Origin of the sequence: Hoyosella subflava DQS3-9A1, assembly GCF_000214175.1 — a bacterium.
GTDB classification, from domain to species: domain Bacteria; phylum Actinomycetota; class Actinomycetes; order Mycobacteriales; family Mycobacteriaceae; genus Hoyosella; species Hoyosella subflava.
This window is the reverse complement of the sequence record NC_015564.1, coordinates 621,188-642,996: the sequence shown is the minus strand read 5'-3', so window position 1 is coordinate 642,996 and position 21,809 is coordinate 621,188. Positions and strand designations below refer to the sequence as shown.

Annotated in this window: 17 protein-coding genes and 2 rRNA genes; 12 read left to right on the top strand and 7 right to left on the bottom strand. The window is 61.0% G+C overall.

Features of this window, described 5'->3' with window-relative positions; all coding sequences use genetic code 11:
• Positions 1 to 42: 42 nt before the first annotated feature.
• Entirely contained in the window at positions 43 to 969 is a 927-nt protein-coding gene (locus AS9A_RS02955; RefSeq protein WP_013805409.1) for a 3-hydroxybutyryl-CoA dehydrogenase, read from the bottom strand.
• Positions 969 to 2,255: an isocitrate lyase gene (aceA, locus tag AS9A_RS02950; RefSeq protein ID WP_013805408.1), complete on the bottom strand. Its 1,287-nt coding sequence runs from the start codon at positions 2,253 to 2,255 to the stop codon at positions 969 to 971. Before aceA ends, AS9A_RS02955 begins: the two co-directional genes overlap by 1 nt.
• A 480-nt stretch (positions 2,256 to 2,735) precedes the next feature.
• On the opposite strand from aceA, the gene ramB reads away from it, so the two are divergent.
• The 11 genes from ramB to AS9A_RS02895 all read left to right on the top strand — a co-directional run bounded on the left by ramB (position 2,736) and on the right by AS9A_RS02895 (position 13,662).
• Positions 2,736 to 4,208: an acetate metabolism transcriptional regulator RamB gene (ramB, locus tag AS9A_RS02945; RefSeq protein WP_013805407.1), complete on the top strand. Its 1,473-nt coding sequence runs from the start codon at positions 2,736 to 2,738 to the stop codon at positions 4,206 to 4,208.
• Positions 4,209 to 4,357: 149 nt separating this feature from the next.
• On the top strand, positions 4,358 to 4,504 hold the full coding sequence (locus tag AS9A_RS24025; protein ID WP_013805406.1) for a hypothetical protein: 147 nt from the start codon (positions 4,358 to 4,360) through the stop codon (positions 4,502 to 4,504).
• Between the two features lie 150 nt (positions 4,505 to 4,654).
• Complete coding sequence (locus tag AS9A_RS02935) at positions 4,655 to 5,191, top strand: DUF6764 family protein (protein WP_041450816.1); 537 nt, start codon at positions 4,655 to 4,657, stop codon at positions 5,189 to 5,191.
• Positions 5,192 to 5,561: 370 nt separating this feature from the next.
• Positions 5,562 to 6,812, top strand: coding sequence for an urea ABC transporter substrate-binding protein (urtA, locus tag AS9A_RS02930; protein ID WP_083826434.1), 1,251 nt, complete (start codon positions 5,562 to 5,564; stop codon positions 6,810 to 6,812).
• 96 nt (positions 6,813 to 6,908) lie between these two features.
• Positions 6,909 to 7,793, top strand: coding sequence for an urea ABC transporter permease subunit UrtB (gene urtB, locus AS9A_RS02925; protein ID WP_013805403.1), 885 nt, complete (start codon positions 6,909 to 6,911; stop codon positions 7,791 to 7,793).
• A 113-nt stretch (positions 7,794 to 7,906) separates the two neighbouring features.
• Positions 7,907 to 8,914 (top strand): urea ABC transporter permease subunit UrtC, encoded by a 1,008-nt coding sequence (gene urtC, locus AS9A_RS02920; protein ID WP_237707921.1) that lies wholly within the window; start codon positions 7,907 to 7,909, stop codon positions 8,912 to 8,914.
• Positions 8,915 to 8,955: 41 nt separating this feature from the next.
• On the top strand, positions 8,956 to 9,726 hold the full coding sequence (gene urtD / locus AS9A_RS02915; protein WP_049793830.1) for an urea ABC transporter ATP-binding protein UrtD: 771 nt from the start codon (positions 8,956 to 8,958) through the stop codon (positions 9,724 to 9,726).
• Positions 9,719 to 10,411, top strand: coding sequence for an urea ABC transporter ATP-binding subunit UrtE (urtE, locus tag AS9A_RS02910; RefSeq protein WP_013805400.1), 693 nt, complete (start codon positions 9,719 to 9,721; stop codon positions 10,409 to 10,411). The genes urtD and urtE overlap by 8 nt, the downstream gene beginning before the upstream one ends.
• 99 nt (positions 10,412 to 10,510) lie before the next feature.
• Positions 10,511 to 12,187 carry an allophanate hydrolase gene (gene atzF / locus AS9A_RS02905; RefSeq protein ID WP_041450814.1) on the top strand — a complete coding sequence of 559 codons (1,677 nt, stop codon included), beginning with the start codon at positions 10,511 to 10,513 and terminating at the stop codon, positions 12,185 to 12,187.
• 40 nt (positions 12,188 to 12,227) lie between these two features.
• Entirely contained in the window at positions 12,228 to 13,079 is an 852-nt protein-coding gene (locus AS9A_RS02900; protein ID WP_013805398.1) for an SDR family NAD(P)-dependent oxidoreductase, read from the top strand.
• A 13-nt stretch (positions 13,080 to 13,092) separates the two neighbouring features.
• Entirely contained in the window at positions 13,093 to 13,662 is a 570-nt protein-coding gene (locus tag AS9A_RS02895) for a carboxymuconolactone decarboxylase family protein (protein WP_013805397.1), read from the top strand.
• Positions 13,663 to 13,727: 65 nt separating this feature from the next.
• On the opposite strand, the gene lpdA is transcribed toward AS9A_RS02895, so the two are convergent.
• Positions 13,728 to 15,131, bottom strand: a complete 1,404-nt coding sequence (lpdA, locus tag AS9A_RS02890; RefSeq protein WP_013805396.1) for a dihydrolipoyl dehydrogenase — start codon at positions 15,129 to 15,131, stop codon at positions 13,728 to 13,730.
• Between the two features lie 174 nt (positions 15,132 to 15,305).
• Between lpdA and AS9A_RS02885 the strand changes: the two genes are divergently transcribed.
• Positions 15,306 to 16,775 carry an amidase gene (locus tag AS9A_RS02885; protein ID WP_013805395.1) on the top strand — a complete coding sequence of 490 codons (1,470 nt, stop codon included), beginning with the start codon at positions 15,306 to 15,308 and terminating at the stop codon, positions 16,773 to 16,775.
• A 107-nt stretch (positions 16,776 to 16,882) separates the two neighbouring features.
• Here the strand turns inward: AS9A_RS02885 and AS9A_RS24765 are convergent, their stop codons facing one another.
• From AS9A_RS24765 to AS9A_RS02870, 4 genes are all read right to left on the bottom strand, one after another.
• The gene (locus AS9A_RS24765) at positions 16,883 to 17,005 is read right to left on the bottom strand and encodes a hypothetical protein (RefSeq protein WP_260152438.1); all 123 of its coding nucleotides are present in this window, start codon (positions 17,003 to 17,005) and stop codon (positions 16,883 to 16,885) included.
• Positions 17,006 to 17,393: 388 nt separating this feature from the next.
• The gene (locus AS9A_RS02880) at positions 17,394 to 18,206 is read right to left on the bottom strand and encodes an alpha/beta hydrolase family protein (RefSeq protein ID WP_041451437.1); all 813 of its coding nucleotides are present in this window, start codon (positions 18,204 to 18,206) and stop codon (positions 17,394 to 17,396) included.
• A 182-nt stretch (positions 18,207 to 18,388) separates the two neighbouring features.
• A 5S ribosomal RNA gene (rrf, locus tag AS9A_RS02875) occupies positions 18,389 to 18,506 on the bottom strand.
• 91 nt (positions 18,507 to 18,597) lie between these two features.
• Positions 18,598 to 21,728, bottom strand: a 23S ribosomal RNA gene (locus AS9A_RS02870).
• Positions 21,729 to 21,809 lie beyond the last annotated feature (81 nt).

The following is a 21,809-nucleotide window of genomic DNA, read 5'->3' as shown; positions in this document are numbered from 1 at the left end:
GCACCCCTTGCTGTTTGAGCGTCCGCTCGGCTGGCTAGCCGATCACTTCGCGGACGGACGGCCAGACGCTGGGTACTGGTAGAACCCGTGCCCAGCCTTCTTGCCCAGCCTGCTCGCCTCAACCATGCGCAGCAGCAGCGGCGGCGGCGAGTAGAGAGGCTCCTTGAACTCCTCGTACATCGAGTCCGCGATGGCCTTGATGGTGTCGAGCCCAACCAGGTCGCTCAGCGCGAGCGGTCCCATTGGGTGCGCAAGACCGAGCACGATCGCCTTGTCGATGTCCTCCACCGTCGCGAATCCAGATTCGACCATACGAATCGCGGAAAGCAGGTACGGGACAAGGAGGGCGTTGACCACGAAGCCGGAACGGTCCGCGGACCGCACTACCTGCTTGCCGAGCACATCGCGAGCGAACGCTTCCGCGCGCTCGGACACGTCGGAGCTGGTCATCAATGTGGTCACCAACTCAACCAGAGGAAGGACCGGCACCGGGTTGAAAAAGTGCATGCCCACTACACGGCTGGAATTCTTGGTGGCCATCCCCAGCTTCATGATCGGGATGGACGAGGTGTTGGAGGCCAGTACTGCCTTTGGGTCGGTGACGATCTGGTCAAGTTCGCGGAAGATTTCCGTCTTGACCTTCTCCTCCTCGACAACAGCCTCAACGACAAGCTGACGATCAGCGAAATCACCGAGATCGGAGGTGAAGCGGAGGCGCCATGCGGCCTGCTCCCGCTCACGCTCGGTGATCTTCCCACTGCTCACACCACGGTCAAGCGACCGGAGAATTCGCGCCCGGCCTGCTGCGGCGAGTTCACGGGTCTGCTCGAACACCAGCACGTCGACGTGTGCGCGAGCGCACACCTCCGCGATACCAGCACCCATCTGCCCGGCGCCGATAACACCAACTCGCGAGATCTTTTCTCCGGCGCCCGGCTTGGCGGCGGGAGTGTCAGCTTGCCCGGTCATCAGTGGAACTGGCCTTCTTCAGTCGACCCCTTGAGGGCTGCGGTGGAGGTGTTTGGATCCACCGTGGTAGCGATGCGGTCGAAGTAGCCAGCACCGACCTCGCGCTGGTGCTTGGTGGCGGTGTAGCCGCGAGCCTCTGACGCGAACTCGCGCTCCTGCAGGTCAACGTAGGCGGTCATGCCTTCACGGGCATAGCCGTAAGCCAGGTCGAACATGCTGTAGTTGAGAGCGTGGAAGCCCGCGAGCGTGATGAACTGGAACTTGAAGCCCATCGCGCCGAGTTCCTTCTGGAACTTCGCAATCGTCGAGTCGTCGAGGTGCGCCCGCCAGTTGAAGGACGGTGAGCAGTTGTACGACAGCAGCTGGTCTGGGAAGTCAGCCTTCACAGCCTCGGCGAACTTCTTCGCGACCTCGAGGTCCGGAACACCGGTCTCCATCCAGATCATGTCCGCGTACGGTGCGTAAGCCTTCGCGCGGGCGATGCAGGGCTCGATGCCATTCTTGATGTTGTAGAAGCCCTCAGCGGTGCGCTCGCCGGTGATGAACGGGCGGTCACGCTCGTCGACATCAGACGTGATGAGTGTCGCGGCCTCAGCGTCGGTACGAGCGATGACGACGGTTTCTGTGTTGGAAACGTCCGCTGCGAGGCGGGCCGAGGTAAGCGTGCGGATGTGCTGCTGGGTGGGGATCAGCACCTTGCCACCGAGGTGGCCGCACTTCTTCTCCGACGCGAGCTGGTCTTCCCAGTGGGTACCAGCTGCGCCCGCGGCGATCATGGCCTTCTGCAGCTCGTAGACGTTCAGCGCGCCACCGAAGCCAGCTTCACCGTCAGCGACGATCGGCACCAGCCAGTTGTCAACCGCCGTGTCACCCTCGACGCGCGCGATCTCGTCGGCACGGAGCAGCGCGTTGTTGATGCGGCGAACAACAGCTGGAACTGAGTTTGCCGGGTAGAGGCTCTGGTCAGGGTAGGTGTGACCGGAAAGGTTCGCGTCACCGGCGACCTGCCAGCCGGACAGGTAGATGGCCTTCAGGCCCGCGCGGACCTGCTGAACGGCCATGTTGCCGGTCAGTGCACCAAGAGCGTTGATGTAATCGTCGCTATTGACGCCTTCCCACAGGATTTCCGCACCGCGACGAGCCAGCGTGTGCTCTTCTACGACGCTGCCCTGCAGTTCGGCGACCTGCTCAGCGCTGTAGTCGCGGTTGATTCCCTTCCAGCGAGGGTTGGTGTCCCAGTCCTGCTGAATTTCAGCGGCGGTACGTGGCTTACCGACGTTAGACATCGATTCTCCAGTTTCTGTGAGTCTGACCCTTACGAGGCGTGAAGCGGCCCGTGTAAACGGCTCGTTACCGAGTGCTCACACATGTGACCGGCTTCGCATCTTTGTACCTCGGTGGTTCGGTTACTTAACCGACGATGCCACACCATAAAGACGCTGGTCTACCCCTTGCAAGTGCCAATTGTGGCTAGGTTTACGAGGGGTCTTGCAAATTTTGCGAAGAAGAGTCGTGAAGGCTGCCAGAAAAACAGTACGGGCGTTACGTTAGCGCAGGTGAGCGCACGGGCCCTCCCACACCACCTCCGCGCACCGCCCGCAACCCCTCTACGCCAGCCGATGCCCGGCATTGCAGCAATGTGAGCACATTCACATTCGACTAGACGGCCGGATTGTGCGCTTGTCTCGCGCTCCGCTGTGAATATTGCGAACCTGGTCATGGGAATCGGCTAGCAGTCCCGCCAGGCTGCGCATAGCCTGGAAGTCGTGGCAAAGACGTTTGTCGGTGCACGCTTGCGGCAACTGAGAGCCGAGCGGGGCCTGAGTCAGGTCGAGCTTGCGAAGATGCTCGACATCTCGGCGAGCTACCTGAACCAGATTGAACATGACGTGCGGCCGCTGACCGTCCCCGTTTTGCTGCGGATCACCGAGCTATTCGGAGTCGATGCGACGTTCTTCGCTTCTCAGGACACCACCCGTCTCATCGCCGAAATGAGGGAGGTTCTCCTCGATTCCGAAGTCGGCGTGGATGCCGACGCGCAAGAGGTTGCCAGCCTGGTGCAAACACACCCCGCAATTGCCCGGGCGGTCGTCAACCTGCACCGCCGCTACCGCAACACGACCTCCCAGCTGGCAGCCGCCACGGAAGACCGGTACAACGACGGCAGCGGATCCGGCGCGATCACAATGCCGCACGAGGAAGTCCGTGACTACGTCTACCAGCGTCAGAACTACTTCCACGAACTCGACACCGCCGCCGAGCAGCTGACCGTGCAGATGCGCATGCACCACGCCGACGTGCGGAGAGAAATCGCCCGGCGGCTCGAGCGGGTGCACGGCGTGCAGATCATCAAGCGCATCGACCTTGGGGATTCCGTACTGCACCGCTACCACCCCGAAACTCGGGTGATGGAGATCTCGACACGTCTCTCTCCAGGTCAGCAAGTCTTCAAGTTCGCCACTGAGCTCGCGTATCTCGAGTGCGGCGACCTCCTTGATGAGCTTGTGGACGAAGGCAACTTCAGCTCCGACGCCGCGCGCCGACTCGCCCGGGTCAGCCTCGCCAAGTACTTCGCTGCCGCAACGATGCTGCCCTACCGGCAGTTCCACGAGGTGGCTGAGGACTTTCGGTACGACGTCGAGCGGATGTCCGCCTTCTACGCGGTCAGCTACGAATCAATCTGTCACCGACTGTCGACGCTGCAGCGGCCGAACCTCCGGGGAGTGCCGTTCTCCTTCGTGCGGGTAGACCGCGCAGGCAACATGTCGAAACGACAATCTGCAACGGGGTTTCACTTCTCGTCGACTGGCGGCACATGTCCGCTGTGGAATGTCTACGAGACTTTCGCTTATCCCGGCAAGATCATGCGGCAGATCGCCGAAATGCCCGATGGCCGCCGCTACCTGTGGATCGCCAGAACAGTCGAGCGGCGGGCCTCCCGGTACGGGGAGCCTGGAAAGACTTTCGCGATCGGCCTGGGGTGCGAACTGCGCCACGCGGGACGCACCGTTTACGCCGACGGACTCGATATCTCAGATTCCGGCACAGCAACGCCCATTGGAGTGGGCTGCCGGATCTGCGAACGGGACACCTGTCCGCAGCGGGCCTTTCCTGCTATCGGGAAGGACATCGACCTCAACGAACACCGCAGCACCATTTCCCCGTACCTCGTGCGGGAGGATTCGCGGGATCGCGTGCGAGAGCGGATACCGGACGAGGAGTTCGCTCCGCACCTGTGACGGTTCGGGGGCGCGGCGCGCGGATTGTGAGCGTATCGTCATTCGGCCGAGCCTGATCGGTGACCGGATTCGGGACTGCCCCAACATACCGTTACAGCAGGCGCGGAATGCCTGCGCTGAAAGCAGTTTACTGTGAAGGGGTTACGCACATGTTCGGTTCGATTCTCGATATGATCGCGGCGTTCGCGCTATGGATCAGAGACAACGACGGCACTGGCGACTTCAGCAACTTCGAGATGGTCTTCGACATGTTCGGCGACCTCGCTGGCTCCGTCGATGGTTTCCTCGGCTCCTAAGGGCAGCGTGTGCAAGTTGGCGCGGGTTCCGGCTTCCGGACCCGCGCTAACTCGTTTCTCAAGAATTTTCACTCTGACCCAATCCGCCTGAACTCATGCTCCGAAGACTGTGTGTAGGGCAGTTCACACCTTCACCCCGATGGAGATGGCATGTCTCAGACGGCAGTATCAACACACCATCGCGTTACACGCCGCCTCGCTCTCGCTGCGAGCGGTGCCCTGATAGCTGGCTCGGTGTCACTACTGGGTGCGACGACAGCAGCAGCCGCGCCCGTGGAGTGTCCGGCGGTTCCGGGAACTGGCCCGGCAGCAACCTCGGCCACATCATCATGTTCTGCGACCGCAGACGATTCGAGCGCAGCAGCAGCGTTTGGCTTTGACGGCAACGCCGCAGCGGCCGGAGAAATGTTCGGACTTTCCCTGGCGATTGCGGCGGATGGTGGTACCGCGACGAGCGCGGCGACCAACTTCTCAGGCCCCGCTGCCATTGCCATCGGCGATGGTGCGACCGTCGAAACGTGGGGCCTCAACCCGGGGCTTTCAATCGGAATCGCAGGACCGGGTGCCACTGTCATGGTTTCCGGGACCTCGGCGCCCCAGTGCATGGGCGGGCCTGCGTTCGCGGGTGATTTCCAGACAGGTAAAGGCTGCTTTTCCGACGGGATGAACACCGTCCCTCTGGGCTGACCCAGTCTTCGGGTGCCGCCCCACTGCCCGCCCCACCGGGTGACGGCACTCGATGGTCGTCGTGCGACCCCAGGTCCAGCCCCAGTGAGCCGCCCCCGCACACCGCCATCCATTGCGGGGGTTGCGGGCTGCGGCCCAGTGGGTTCACGACGATAGTGGCGGGCGCTGTGTGCTTCACCCAGCGCCCGCCACACTTCCTTTTCGCCCACTTTGAGACTGTTTACCACCCGGTAACAGTGATTCACCTCACCGTGACAACTGGTCACTTGACCGAAACAGGCACTCAATACCGTTCCCGAGGACTGGCTTCAGCGTGGCGCCCTCACGGCGTCACCGAAAGCTCCCGACGAATGGAACGAAAGGTGTGCCGATGAGGTTGTCCAGGCGCATGGTCGCTGCCCCCACCGCACTGGTAGCGATCGGTCTACTTCTCACGGCGTGCGGCAGCCGTGCTGGCGATGAGGCCGCCGCCAGCGCGGAATCGTGCGTCGATACAAGTGGTGACACGATCAAAGTTGGATCCCTGAACTCGCTGTCAGGCACGATGGCGATCAGCGAGGTCACCGTGCGCGACTCGATCCGCCTCGCGGTGGAAGAAATCAACGCCGACGGTGGCGTCCTCGGCAAGCAGATTCAGGTCGTCGGTGAAGATGGGGCATCCGACCCCGCCACATTCGCCGAGAAGGCGGAAAAACTGATCCGGCAGGACTGTGTGGCAGCAGTCTTCGGCGGCTGGACCTCGGCGAGCCGTAAGGCGATGCTGCCGGTCTTCGAGGACAACAACTCCCTGCTCTACTACCCCGTCCAGTATGAGGGTCTCGAAGCGTCACCGAACATCTTCTACTCCGGTGCGACCACGAACCAGCAGATCGTCCCCGCCCTCGACTACTTGAAAGAGCAGGGCACAGAATCCCTGTACCTCGTGGGCAGCGACTACGTGTTCCCGCGCACGGCGAACTCTGTGATCAAGGCGTATGCGGAAGCGAATGACATCGAGATCCTCGGTGAGGACTACACCCCGCTGGGTTCAACGGACTTCTCGACCATCGTTAACAAAGTCCGTACCGCTGGAGCAGATGCGGTCTTCAATACCCTGAATGGTGACTCCAACGTCGCCTTCTTCCGCGAGTACTCCAACGCGGGCCTGACCGCCGAAGCAATGCCAGTCGTCTCAGTGTCCATTGCGGAGGAAGAAGTTGGCGGCATCGGTGTGCAGAACATCGAGGGCCAGCTGACCGCGTGGAACTACTACCAGACCGTCGACACTCCGGAGAACCAGGCATTCGTCGCGGCCTACAAGGAGCGCTACGGCGACAACAAGCCGACCTCAGATCCGATGGAGGCCGCGTACACCTCGGTCTATCTCTGGAAAGAAACGGTCGAGCAAGCTGAATCATTCGACGTCGCCGACGTACAGGCGGCTGCAGGTGGAGTGTCTTTCGCCGCGCCCGAAGGCACCGTGACGATCAACGGCGACAACAACCACATCACCAAGACGTCCCGCATCGGCGTGATCAACGGTGACGGTCTCATCGACACCGTGTGGGAGTCCGACGGTCCGATCGATCCGGACCCCTACCTCGAGTCGTACGACTGGGCTGACGGCCTGTCCGGCAACTGATGCTCTAACTGATTTAGGGCCCTGGGGCCCGTGCCTGGCAGGTGCGGGCCCCAGCGTGCGGACACAAGTCAGTTCTCACACGAAAGGTTGGTGTCGATGGACGTTTTAGCCAGCCAGCTCTTTACTGGGCTCAGCATCGGTTCGATCTTGCTTCTGATCGCACTGGGCCTCTCCCTCACGTTCGGCCAGATGGGCGTCATCAACATGGCGCACGGGGAGTTCATCATGGCCGGGTCGTACACCGCATTCGTTGTACAGCAGGTTATTTCAAGTGCCGGGGTGTCGCTGTTCGTGTCGCTGATTGTCGGTTTCTGCGTCGGCGGCGTCATGGGCGTAGTCCTCGAAGCGACCCTGCTCAAACGCATGTATCACCGGCCGCTGGACACATTGCTCGTCACGTTCGGCGTCGGTTTGATCCTGCAGCAAGTCGCGCGGGACATCTTCGGCGCTCCCGCCGTCAACGTCGCGACGCCCGAGTTTCTGCGCGGCAACATCGAGGTACTCGGTGTCGTTCTGACGAAATCACGACTGTTCATCCTGATTCTCGCCATTGTGTGCGTCGCCATTCTCGCCGCAGCGCTGAAGTACACCTCGATGGGGCGCCGGATCCGCGCGGTCGTTCAGAACCGTGATCTCGCTGAAGTAAGCGGAATCTCAAGCCGGCGCACCGACATCACGACGTTCTTCATTGGCTCTGGTCTCGCTGGAGTCGCTGGAGTCGCACTGACACTGATCGGGTCAACGAGCCCGACGATCGGCCAGAGCTACATCGTCGACGCGTTCCTGGTCGTCATCGCTGGTGGTCTTGGTCAGATTCGCGGGGCCGTGATCGCTGCCTTCGCGCTGGGAGTGCTGCACGCGGTAATCGAATACTCCACCACAGCGAGCATCGCCAAAGTCTTGGTGTTCGTTGCGATCATCATCTTCCTGCAAGTTCGGCCGCAGGGCCTCGTCAGCGTCAAGACTAGGAGCCTCGCATGATCAGCACCTTGGTCAAGGAATCCCCCGACGCCGCGAAGCGGAAGATTCCGAAAGCTGACCGGTCCTGGTTCGAGCGCTACGGCGTCGTCCTCGGTTTCGCAGTCGGCGCTCTAATGTTGTTCGTCGTCGCACCTGCCGTGCTCAGCGACTTCCGGCTCAATCTGCTTGGAAAGTTCTTGTGCTTCGCCATCGTCGCTGTCGGCATCGGCCTGGCGTGGGGCCGCGGCGGAATGCTCACCCTCGGGCAGGGCGTGTTCTTCGGACTCGGCGCCTACATGATGGCCATGCACATGAAGCTCGCTGACGCGGAAATCCGCAGTGGTGCGGGGGCACTGCCTGATTTCATGCAGCTCGGCGGGCAGCGTGACCTTCCCGGCTTCTGGCTCCCATTCACCAGCCCATTCGCGACGTTGCTGATGATCATGACCATCCCGCCATTGCTGGCCTTGCTGCTCGGTATGGGCATATTCAAGCGACGAGTGAAAGGCGCGTATTTCGCAATACTCAGCCAGGCCCTCGCGGCGGCATTTGCGATATTGCTCATCAGTCAGCAGAACACGCTGGGCGGCTCGAATGGCATCAGTTACTTCCGCACCTGGTTCGGCTTCACGCTGAATGATCCAGTCAACAAGCAGATGCTCTACTTCATCGCCGCGGGCACTCTGCTGGTGGTCATGCTCATCACCCGGCAGCTGATGAACAGCCGGTACGGCGAACTGCTCGTTGCCGTGCGGGACCAGGAGGAGCGAGTCCGCTTCCTCGGCTACGACCCCGCGAACATCAAGCTGGTCGCTTACGTCGTCGCAGCCTTGTGGGCATCGATCGCCGGGGCGCTGTTCGTCCCGATCGTCGGGATCATTACCCCGCAAGACGTCGGAGTACTCGCCTCGATCGCCTTCATCATCGGTGTCGCGATCGGTGGCCGTACCACTCTGCTCGGACCGGTGCTAGGTGCAATCGCCGTCGCCTGGGCCCAGACGACGTTGTCGGAGCAGTTCCCGTCTGCGTGGACGTACGCCCAGGGCGCATTGTTCGTACTTGTCGTCGGGTTCTTGCCTGGCGGGATCGCGTCCTTGTTCCTGCTCCGTCGGCGCAAGAAGCAGAAGGAGGGCATTTCGTGACAACTGCCACACATGAACCCGCCTACGGCGGCAACGTCGGTATGGGGTCCGAGTACCTGGAGATCTCGGATTTGACTGTCGACTTCGACGGTTTCAAAGCGGTATCCGGCGTGAACATGACTCTGCTGCAGGGGGATCTGCGCTTCCTGATAGGCCCCAACGGCGCCGGCAAGACAACGCTGGTAGATGCCATTACTGGACTTGTTTCCGCTACTGGTTCGGTCCAGAAGTCTGGTGTTGAGCTGATCGGCAAGCGGGCGCACAAGATTGCCCGCCTCGGCGTCGGCCGCACGTTCCAGACCGCCAGTGTTTTTGAAAACCTGACGGTCCTGCAGAATCTCGATATCGCTGCGGGAGCCCAGCGTTCAGCGCTCGCGCTGCTCCGTACCCGGAGGGGCGTGGAGGCGAAGATCGACGAGGCACTCGACATCATCGGTCTCGGCGGGTTGCGGGACAAACCCGCGGGGGTTCTCGCTCACGGGCAGAAGCAGTGGCTAGAAATTGGCATGCTGCTCGTCCAGAATTCGACCGTTCTGCTGCTCGACGAACCTGTGGCTGGCATGAGCCATGAGGAGCGAGAGGAAACCGGAAACCTGCTTCGCCGCATCGGGGGCGAGCGGACGGTCGTCGTAGTTGAGCACGACATGGACTTCATGCGGCAGTTCGCCACTTCGGTGACGGTGCTGCACGGCGGAAAAGTGCTGAGTGAAGGCACCGTGGCCGAGGTGCAGGCAGACCCCAAGGTCCAGCAGGTTTACCTCGGAACGGCCGCTGCGGCAGGCACCGAGCTTGAGGAGGGTGACGATGCTTGAACTGAAGGGCGTCCACACCGGCTACGGCAAGACCACCGTCATATACGACGTGTCGATCGAGGTGCCGACGGACGGGGTTGTGGCGATCATGGGCCACAATGGGGCCGGAAAGACGACTCTGCTTCGCACCGCCGTCGGGCTACTGAAAGCCAGCAAGGGCAGTGTCCATTTCGACGGCGAGGACGTCACGCTCATGCGGCCGAGCGCCCGAGTCACGCGCGGACTTGCATATGTTCCGCAAGGCCAGCAGTCGTTCGGCCAGTTGACGACGATGGAGAATCTTCAGGTCGTCGCGGACGGGCGGGCCCGCGGCAAGGAGCTCATCGACGAATCACTGGACATGTTTCCTGCGCTGAAGGAGCTTCTCACGAGGCGGGCTGGACTGCTTTCCGGTGGTCAGCGGCAGCAGCTCGCGATCGCGAGGGCATTGATCACGGAGCCGCGGATGCTGATCCTCGACGAACCCACAGAGGGCATCCAGCCTTCGGTTGTCCAGGAGATCGAAGAAAAGATCCTCGCGCTCACCCAGCGGGGCGGGCTGGGTGTGCTGCTGGTGGAGCAGCACATCGGTTTTGCGTTGCGCGCCGCGAGCAGGTACTACGTCCTCGAAGCCGGCCGCGTCACCGCATCTGGCCCGGGAGGTACGGCAGCGGCTCACGAGGTTCGGGCAGCCATGACGATCTGATTAGCGCCAGTGCTGCGCCCAGGTGCCCTGCCGAGGTGTCATCTGGGCGCACATTTCGGTATGTGATTTCTATCGACCGACAGATAAGGAGTGAGCGCCATGCCATCGACACCCCACGATCGCGTCCTCCGAGCCTACGAACGCATCGCGGAGACGGATCGCCCGGAGGTCTGGATACACTTGCGCCCCATCGGGGACGTGCTTGCGGAGGCCGCGGCAGTGGACCCCGCACTCCCCCTCGCAGGAACGGTGTTCGCCGTCAAAGACAACATCGACGTAGCCGGACTGCCCACTACAGCTGCGTGCCCAGAGTTCGCTTACACTCCGGAGCGCTCTGCGACTGGAGTTCAGCGGCTGGTCGATGCTGGGGCGATCGTGCTCGGCAAAGCGAACCTCGACCAATTCGCTACCGGCCTTGTCGGGACGCGAAGCCCCTACGGTGCGTGCCGGAATGCGCACCATCCTGAGCGAATCGCAGGAGGTTCGAGTTCAGGCTCCGCGGTTGCGGTGGCACTTGGGATTGCGGACTTCGCGCTGGGCACAGACACGGCAGGCTCGGGACGCGTACCAGCAGCTCTGAACGGAATCGTCGGTATCAAGGCCACGCTGGGCCTGATCCCGACAGATGGGGTTGTCCCGGCATGCCCCTCATACGACTGCCTGACCGCGTTCGCGCCGGCTCTCGCAGACGCGGTGCGCGTCATGCGGACCATGGCGGGCCCCTCACCCAGGGACCCGGCATCACGACCATGGCCCACTGATGCCCGTCTCGCCGCACCAGTGACGCCGCACGTTGCAATACCGTCCCAGAAGGATCTGACGCTGCTCTCTCACGAGGCACGTGAATGTTTCGCGGCGGCGGTGATGCAACTCGAAGCTGCCGGCGCGAGAGTGTCGACTATCGAGATTTCCCCGTTCCTTAGTGCCGCAAGACTTCTCTACGATGGCGCGCTCGTCGCTGAACGCTATGCGTCATTCGGTGAGTTCGTGACCGGCGGAGGCGTGACCGCCGACGCGTCAGTCCAGCGGATTGCTGCCGATGCGAAGCACGTCACGGGCGCGCAACTGGCGCGGGACCAACAGCAACTGCGCGCAGTAAAACTCCAGACGCAGGCACTGCTCGACGGATTCGATGCGATGCTCCTGCCCACAGCGCCCACTCACCCCACCCTCGCCGAAGTTGCCGCTGACCCGCTCGGCGTCAACGCCATGATGGGGACCTATACCAACTTCCTGAACTTGCTCGACATGGCTGCGGTCGCCGTGCCGGCAGGTGAGGCGGACGGCGGACTCTTCGGTGTCAGCGTCGTAACGCGAGCTTTCGACGATCAAGCCGCAATCGATATCGCGTCTGCGATCACCGGCACCGTGCCAGGGATCTTTACCGAAACCGGCGCCGAGGTGGCTGTATTTGGCGCACACATGCGCGGCTTCCCATTGAATCGTGAGCTCCTGGACGCTGGGGCACGGTTCGTCAGCGAAGTACGAACCGCCGCCGCTTATCGGATGCTCGCCCTGCCTGGACCTATCGCCAAGCCCGCAGTAATCCGGTCAGCCGGTGGTGTGAGCCTTAGGGGCGAACTATGGCGGCTCCCGCACGCAGGTCTCGGGCAATTCCTTGCGGCTCTCCCCCGCCCAATGACGCTGGGCAAGACTGAACTCGAGGACGGCAGGTGGGTAGTGGGATTCGGGTGCAGCGAACCTGACGGTAATGACATTTCGGGATACGGGGGCTGGGCGGCGTATCAAACCGCATCCGCGCGTGCGCACAGATGAACTGCATCGCGCGCACGCTCCCGGCACGTATGGTGGGGGCGTGACGGGGAAACTCGATAAAAAGCTAAGTGGCCGCCGCATACTCATCACCGGCGCGGCACGGGGGATCGGCGCGGCGCTTGCTCAGCGCCTCACTGATCGGGGCGCGCATGTCGGCCTGATCGGCCTTGAACCCGAGCTGCTTGAAGGCGTCGCCACGCAATGCGGGGGCGCACCGTGGCACGAGTGCGATGTCGCGAAGCTAGAGAGCGTTCACGCCGCTGTCGATTCGGTCCGTGCACGCCTGGACGGCATCGATGTGGTCGTCGCGAACGCCGGCATCGCAGCACAGCTACCGCTGATCGAGGGTGACCCCGAAATCTTCCGCCGCACCATCGAAGTCAACCTCACTGGTGCCTACAACACGATCTACGCCGCAGCGCCTCACATCGCACGCACGCGCGGTTACTTTCTGCTCGTTTCCTCCCTCGCTGCTGTCATCAACCTGCCCCTCGTCGGCGCGTACAGCGCTTCCAAGGCGGGCGTAGAAGCGCTCGGCAACACCCTGCGGACTGAACTCCAGCCGACCGGCGCACGCGTGGGGGTAGCGTATTTCGGCAGGATCGACACCGACATGACAAGCCGCGGATTCGGCACTGACGCGGCGCACGCGCTGACGAAATCGTCACACCTCCCCGGAGTGGCACCCCTCGAATCGGCAATCACAGCGCTGGAGAGAGGAATCGCGAGCCGCGCACGGGTCATCGCAGCGCCGTCCCATGCCAAGCCACTACGCTACGTACGGCCAATCGCCCAGCGCGTGGTCGACCTTACGGTGCGGCGTAACGTTGCCGCCGCCCTCGAAGTAGCCCGGACTGAGCGGGCGCCGCTCACGACCCCGCAACCTGAGTAGGAGAACTGTGACGATGAAGCCCCGGATTTCGCCTGGTTCCCTTGCCGAACTCGGCCCAGCGAACTGGGGGTTCAGCCGTCTTGCGTCACAGGTGATGCGCGTCGATGACGTGCACCTCTTCAGCACGCTTGGCCAGGCGCGCGGACTCTTCCGCGCGTGGCTGATGTTCTCGGCACGGCTAATGCCTTTCGGCTCAATTCCCCGGTACGAGGTGGAAATGGCGATTCTGCGAATCGCCTATTTGCGCGGCTGCGACTACGAATATGACCATCACGAACGACTCGGAAAGCGTGCAGGGCTCAGCCCCGCAATCATCGATCGCATCGAGCGCGGGCCGTCTGCACCCGGCTGGTCAGTTCGTCACGCCGCCCTGCTGACAGCAGTCGACCAGGTCATCCAAACCAAAGACATCGATGATGAGACTTGGGAACGGCTGAGCCGGTTCTACAAGACCCGCGAACTGATCGAAATTGTGATGCTCATCGGTCAATATGACGCCTTAGCAACGACAATCCGCGTGCTGCGGATCGAGCGTGACCACAGGCGCGGCGCGCTAGCACCGAGTAGCCCAACACTGGAGTAGCCCAGACCATGTGGAGGGGTGCGCTACCCCACTCGTGAGCGGCGCACCCCTCCACTGTCGGTTGCCTAAAAGTTGATCATGTGTCCCGCGAGGCCGTGGATCGCCTCCTGGAGCGCTTCGCTGAGAGTCGGGTGCGTGTGCACGTTCCGTGCCAGTTCGTTCACTGTCAGGTCCCACTTCTGCGCGAGCGTCAGCTCGGGAAGAAGTTCGGACACGTCCGGACCGATCAGGTGCCCGCCGAGGAGTTCACCGTACTTCTTGTCAGCGATGAGCTTCACGAAGCCGGTCGTATCCCCCAAGCCATGCGCCTTGCCGTTAGCCATGAACGGGAAAGTCGCGACCTTGATGTCGTAACCCTCATCCTTGGCCTGCTGCTCGGTGAGGCCAAAGCTCGCAACCTGAGGCTGGCAGAAGGTAGCGCGCGGCATCATCCGGTAGTCACCGAGCTCGAGCGTCTCGGCATCACCGATAGTTTCCGCGGCCACGACGCCCTGCGCCTCAGCAACGTGTGCGAGCATCAATTTGGCGGTGACGTCGCCGATCGCATAGATGTGCGGCACGTTCGTACGCATGCGCGCGTCGATTTCGATCGCACCACGATCGGTGAGCTCAACACCCGTGTTTTCGAGCCCGAAACCCTTGACGCGCGGACCGAATCCAACTGCCTGAAGCACCTTGTCGACCGTAACGGTTTCAGTCTTCTCGGTCTTGTTGTCCTTGATCTTCACCGTGACGGACGAACCGTCGTCCTCGATGCTCTGCACCGACGCGCCTGTCTTGACCTTGACGCCGAGCTTCTTGTACGTCTTCTCGATTTCCTTCGAGACATCCGCGTCCTCATTTGGCAGCGCACGGTCGAGGAACTCAACGATGGTGACGTCGACACCATAGTTGGCGAGCACGTAGCCGAACTCCATACCGATCGCGCCAGCACCGACAATGACGATCGATCCCGGCAGGTCCCGAGTCATGATCTGTTCTTCGTAAGTCACAACGTTCTCGCTGAGCTCCGTGCCCGGCAGCAACTTGGTTTCGGTACCAGTCGCGATGATCGCGTTGTCGAACGTGACCTCTTCAGTCCCGCCTTTGGACAACTCGACAGAAATCGTGTGATCATCCGTGAAGGAGCCGCGCCCTTCATATTCGGTGATCTTGTTTTTCTTCATGAGGAAGTGGACACCCTTGACCCGGCCGTCAGCGACCTTACGGCTCCGGTCGTAGGCAGCTCCGAAATCGAGCTTCACCTCTCCCTCGATGCCAAAGACCTTGGCTTCTTTAGTAATGAGGTGGGCGAGTTCGGCGTTGCGCAGCAGCGCCTTCGAGGGGATACAGCCCACGTTGAGGCAGACCCCACCCCAGTACTTCTCTTCCACAATCGCAGTTTTAAGTCCTAGTTGCGCACAGCGGATCGCCGCTACGTACCCACCAGGTCCAGCTCCGAGAACAACAACGTCATAATGTGCAGCCACGCTACAAAAGGGTAGTCGTGTGCCCAGTCGCTGTCCTGAGTTGGGTCGGATTTACTGGTGTGGGATCGCGCATACGGTCACAATCGAGACAATCGTCAGCGACCCAATTCTCAGTGGTCCATACTGACCTCAGTCTCAACACACGCACCAGTACTCAACGGTGAGGGGCTGGTTATGACGGAACTAGCGGAGCCACAACACATCGGCGCTGGGCGGAAGGAACGCCTGACCGAGTGGTCGGCGCGCGAACTCGCCCACGCGATCGCTTCGCGGCAACTCACATCACGCGAAGTCGTGCAAGAGCACATTTCGATGCTCGAGCGGAACAAGAATCTCGGCGCGATCGCGCGCGGCCGCTTCGCTGAAGCGCTTGCCGACGCCGACCGTGCGGACGACTTTCTCGCAAGCGCGCATCGAGACACACCCCTACCACCGCTCTGCGGGGTCCCATTTACGGTCAAGGAGTTCATCGCTGTCCGGGGACTGCCCAATTCCGCGGGCTTCCCGCACCGGCGCAACGTCATCCCCGAGGAAGACGCCCCTGCTATTGCCCGCTTGCGCGCGGCCGGCGGAATTGTCCTCGGTGTAACCAATTCAGCTGGCCCCGTCTTCTGGATGGAGACGTATAACCCGCTCTACGGTCGGGTCAACAACCCATACGATCTGTCACGCACCGCTGGCGGCTCCTCGGGAGGCGATGGGGCCGCAGTTGCCTGCGGCGGTTCCCCCGTCTCGATTGGGTCGGACCTCGGCGGGTCATTGCGCATCCCTGCGTTCTTCAACGGCGTTTTCGCGCATCTGCCCTCGGTTGGCCTCGTCCCCACTACTGGTCATTTCCCGATGGCGAACGGTGACGCCCGCAAGACGCTCTTTCTGGGCCCAGTAACCAGACGTGCGGAGGACCTCCACCTCGTGTTGCAGGTCATCGGCGGGCCTCATGGTAGTGATCCCGTCTCCGCCCTGATGCCTCTCGGTGACCCAGAAAACGTGAGGCTATCCGGGCTCCGTGTTGTGCTGGCCACAGGCGCGACGCTCACCAAGCCACGAGCGGACCTCGAAACGGCGCGGTTCTTGGCAGGGCGGATGCTCGAGGCTCAAGGGGCTCAGGTCACTGAGGTTTCGCTTCCTGCGCTGCGCTGGACAATCGCCCAGGCACTCGCGGCACTTTCCTCGAGTCTTGACTTCGCGAGCATCGTGGCCGAAATCGTCGGCGCCTCGAACACCGCGAACATGTCGGCTCTTCGGAGCCTCGCCACTGCGCCTGTCGCGCTGCTACGTCTCGCTGAAGCTGCACCCGCGCGGCGCTTACGCACCCGTGCAGCACGCCGTCTCGTCGACGGTGCCCAAAAGGCCGCCGACCACCTCACTGAACTACTCGGAGACGGCGCGCTCCTGTTTCCGCCGTTTCCGCGGCTGGCGCCCCGCCACTTCACCACCTACGGGCAACCATGGCTCGCCAGCAACACGATCGTGTTCAATATCCTGGGCTTACCAGTCACTCAAGTACCAACGGGGCTCAATAGTTCCGGATTGCCCCTTGGCCTCCAAGTCGCGGCAGCACCCGGCAACGATCACGTCGCACTTCGGGTGGCGATGGCACTCGAGGCTGGCTTCGGAGGCTGGAGCCCTCCCAGGCGGGGGTGACGAGCGCGGCGCTCGCAAACCGCACAACGCACACGGCGCCCGGACTTCCAGTCCGCGCGCCGTGTGGGCTTCAATTAGTGGAGACCGATGGAGATCGGTCTACCGCATCAGCTGAGGAAGGTGAAGCCCCCGTCGCCGCCTGCTTCGCCTCCGCCGCCGAAGAAGTCGAAGAAGTTAAAAAACGCATCAAACATCGCGCCGAAGTCAGCGAATGCTTCCAGGCTTCCCATGTTCACTCCTGTGTGATCGAATCGAATTTCCTTCAGGATCCAAAGCGGCATCCTGAATCATTGGAACATCTAATGGCACATTTGGGAAGTATATCCGCCATTTTTACGCGTACCTTTTCATCACGCCCAGATCACAACAGGTATTAATTAAACATAACAGTCCGTCATTTAGCCGGTCGTCAAACACCCTTAGTTCGGCTAATCAAGAAACGTACGTGTTATCACTCTTCTCCGCTCCTGCAGCCCACAGCCCGCTACACACTGACAGGAAAGCTCTATTGTTGAGGACCACCAGACAGGGTCAACCAGAACAGCAAGATCGATAACGCGCATGAAAGTACCGCCTACGAATAACGGACGAATAACGAACGAATGGGTTGGTATGTGACTAAGCCAAATCGTCCAGCCAGCTCTTTATACGCGTGACGGTTGACTTGGGTTCACGGATCCAGCCGACATGACCAAGCGGCTGCGAATTACGCCACGAGGTGACCTTGGCGCTCGCCAGCTTGCTAACAAGGTTCTTGACGGATTGCCCAGGCGCAAGATCATCTCGTGCAACGGAGATCGCCAGCACAGGCAGGTCGATTTCAGCGATTCGTGCTTCGTAGTCGATATCTGCTCCAGTAGGCGCCATGCGGCCCGTACGGGCAAACCTCGACCAGTCGGTGATTAGTGTTTTGGATTGGGGACCGAACCCCGCGAAGTTCACTTTATCCCCCGGCCAGTAACCAGCGATGTTAGCGGTGAGCGACATCGCTTGCGCACCGACGAGCGGACCGAACACCCGCGCTCCCGGGAAGCCCTTGAAATACGGGGACCCTGCCGCCACGAGAATCAGCCCACCCAGGTTGTGCCCGACCCGCGCCGCGAACATGACAGCCAACTGGCCACCAACGGAGTGACCGAGCAGGTAAGGCGTACTTGCAGGGAACTGTTCGCGCGCTACTTCGAGTACTGCAGGGAAGTCGACGGTCAGCATTTCCTGGTATCCGAAGGAACTTTCCCGGCTAGGACTGGGTTCGCTGGCCCCTTGGCCGCGCAATTCTGCAACGACGACGTTGACGCCGTGCTCAGTGAGCGCTGAGGCGAACGGATCGTAGTAGCTCGCGGAAAGTCCGAATCCTGGCCACACCACTATTGCCGGCGCACCGTCGGCTCCTTCAAAAACCCGGACGGGCGTGACAGTCGAGTCAGGCATCTGTACCGGGATCGTGATCACCGTGCACCCCTACCGATCATGCTTTCCACAGTAGGCGATTGGATCTTGAGATGCTTCTGGTGCGCGTAACGAGGTGTATCCAGCGGCGGGTCCAGGACCCGATAATTGGTCCAGAAATGGGTCAGAGGGGGACCCTGGTGGGTCCCCCTCTGGTTGTTGATGTCCGGCGGTGTCCTACTCTCCCGCACTCTCGCGTGTGCAGTACCATCGGCGCTGGAGGGCTTAGCTTCCGGGTTCGGGATGGGTCCGGGCGTTTCCCGCTCCGCTATGGCCGCCGTGACAAGTTTTTTGTTGTGTTGTTTGTTTTGGGGTGGTGTGTTGTTTCAGATGCTGGGTAGTGGTGTGCGCGTGTTTTGTGTTGTGTTGGGTTGTGTGTAAGTCCTCGGCCGGTTAGTACCAGTCACCTGCACACGTTGCCGTGCTTCCAGTTCTGGCCTATCAACCCCATGGTCTGTGGGGGGCCTTACCCAATCGTGTTGGTGAGAAACCTCATCTTGGAACGGGCTTCCCGCTTAGATGCTTTCAGCGGTTATCCCTTCCGGACGTGGCTAACCAGCCGTGCCCCTGGTGGGACAACTGGCATACCAGAGGTCCGTCCGTCCCGGTCCTCTCGTACTAGGGACAGGTTTCCTCAAGTTTCTTAACGCGCGCGGCGGATAGAGACCGAACTGTCTCACGACGTTCTAAACCCAGCTCGCGTGCCGCTTTAATGGGCGAACAGCCCAACCCTTGGGACCTACTCCAGCCCCAGGATGCGACGAGCCGACATCGAGGTGCCAAACCATCCCGTCGATATGGACTCTTGGGGAAGATCAGCCTGTTATCCCCGGGGTACCTTTTATCCGTTGAGCGACACCCCTTCCACTCGGGGGTGCCGGATCACTAGTCCCGACTTTCGTCCCTGCTCGACATGTACGTCTCACAGTCAAGCTCCCTTGTGCACTTGCACTCAGCACCTGATTGCCAACCAGGCTGAGGGAACCTTTGGGCGCCTCCGTTACTTTTTAGGAGGCAACCGCCCCAGTTAAACTACCCACCAGGCACTGTCCCTGAACCCGTTCAGGGTCCGAGGTTAGATGCCCAATCCGGTCAGAGTGGTATTTCAACAATGACTCCGCCCCCACTGGCGTGAGGGTTTCACAGTCTCCCACCTATCCTACACAAACCGAACCAGACACCAATACCAAGCTGCAGTAAAGGTCCCGGGGTCTTTTCGTCCTGCCGCGCGTAACGAGCATCTTTACTCGTAATGCAATTTCACCGAGCCTGTGGTTGAGACAGCAGAGAAGTCGTTACGCCATTCGTGCAGGTCGGAACTTACCCGACAAGGAATTTCGCTACCTTAGGATGGTTATAGTTACCACCGCCGTTTACTGGGGCTTAAATTCTCAGCTTCGCCCTTACGGGCTAACCGGTCCTCTTAACCTTCCAGCACCGGGCAGGCGTCAGTCCGTATACCTCGCCTTGCGGCTTCGCACGGACCTGTGTTTTTAGTAAACAGTCGCTTCTCTCTGGTCTCTGCGACCACCCCCAGCTCCCCACGCAATGGTGGCTCACCGGGCGTGGTCCCCCTTCTCCCGAAGTTACGGGGGCATTTTGCCGAGTTCCTTAACCACAGTTAACTCGAGCGCCTTAGTATTCTCTACCTGACCACCTGTGTCGGTTTGGGGTACGGGCCATGCGGGAACTCGCTAGAGGCTTTTCTCGGCAGCATAGGATCATGGAATCCCCCTCAACGGGGTCGCATCACCTCTCACCCTTCAATGGCAGACGGATTTACCTATCCACCGGGCTACAGGCTTACACCAGTATTACCACTGACTGGCCCCACTACCTTCCTGCGTCACCCCATCGCTTGGCTACTACCGGATCAGGTCCCACGCATCCACCCTCACACCCGCCGAAGCGGGACAGAGGGCTTCTGGGTGGTTAGTCTCACCGATTCACCACGGACGCGCCCACACGGGTACGGGAATATCAACCCGTTATCCATCGACTACGCCTGTCGGCCTCGCCTTAGGTCCCGACTCACCCTGGGCGGATTAACCTGCCCCAGGAACCCTTGGTCATCCGGCGGCAGAGTTTCTCACTCTGCTTTCGCTACTCATGCCTGCATTCTCACTCCCACACCCTCCACAACTCGTTCACACGGCTGCTTCCCTGGATGCAGGACGCTCCCCTACCCACCCCAGCCACTGCACACACCCCCAAGGGGGTGTGCGGATGTCATGCTGGAGTGCCGCGGCTTCGGCGGTGTGCTTGAGCCCCGCTACATTATCGGCGCAGGACCACTAGACCAGTGAGCTATTACGCACTCTTTCAAGGGTGGCTGCTTCTAAGCCAACCTCCTGGCTGTCTGAGCGGTCCCACATCCTTTTCCACTTAGCACACGCTTAGGGGCCTTAGCCGGCGATCTGGGCTGTTTCCCTCTCGACCAGCGAACCTTATCGCCCGCAGTCTCACTGCCACGCTCTCACTTACCGGCATTCGGAGTTTGGCTGACGTCAGTAACCTGGTGAGGCCCATCGGCCATCCAGTAGCTCTACCTCCGGCAAGAAACACGTGACGCTGCACCTAAATGCATTTCGGGGAGAACCAGCTATCACGGAGTTTGATTGGCCTTTCACCCCTACCCACAACTCATCCCCTCAGTTTTCAACCTAAGTGGGTTCGGGCCTCCACGACGTCTTACCGACGCTTCACCCTGGCCATGGGTAGATCACTCCGCTTCGGGCCTAGAACATGCCACTGCGACGCCCTATTCAGACTCGCTTTCGCTACGGCTGCCCCTCACGGGTTAACCTCGCGACATGCCACTAACTCGCAGGCTCATTCTTCAAAAGGCACGCCATCACCCCACCCCGAAGGGAAGGCTCTGACGGATTGTAAGCGCATGGTTTCAGGTACTATTTCACTCCCCTCCCGGGGTACTTTTCACCATTCCCTCACGGTACTTATCCACTATCGGTCATCAGGGAGTATTCAGGCTTACCGGGTGGTCCCGGCAGATTCACAGCAGATTTCACGGGCCCGCTGCTACTCGGGTACAACGTCACAGACCAGGCATACATTTTCGCGTACGGGACTCTCACCCTCTCCGGCACACCATCCCAAGCGGCTTCCGCTAACACACACACTGGATCTGACTGTCACGGCGGTAACAGAACAACACTGCCCCACAACCCCTCATACGCAACCCCCGCCGGGTATCACACGCACAAGGTTTAGCCACCATCCGCTTTCGCTCGCCACTACTCACGGAATCACTCAATTGTTTTCTCTTCCTGCAGGTACTGAGATGTTTCACTTCCCCGCGTTCCCTCCACACCGTCTATACATTCAACGGCGGGTAACACGACATCACTCGTGCTGGGTTTCCCCATTCGGACACCCTCGGATCACAGCTCGGCTGACAGCTCCCCGAGGCCTATCGCGGCCTCCCACGTCCTTCATCGGCTCCTGATGCCAAGGCATCCACCATGCGCCCTTAAACACTTACAACACAAAAAATCAATCACAAGCAATAAACACTCGTCACACCACTATCCAGCTCTCAAACAACACACACCACCAGCACCCACC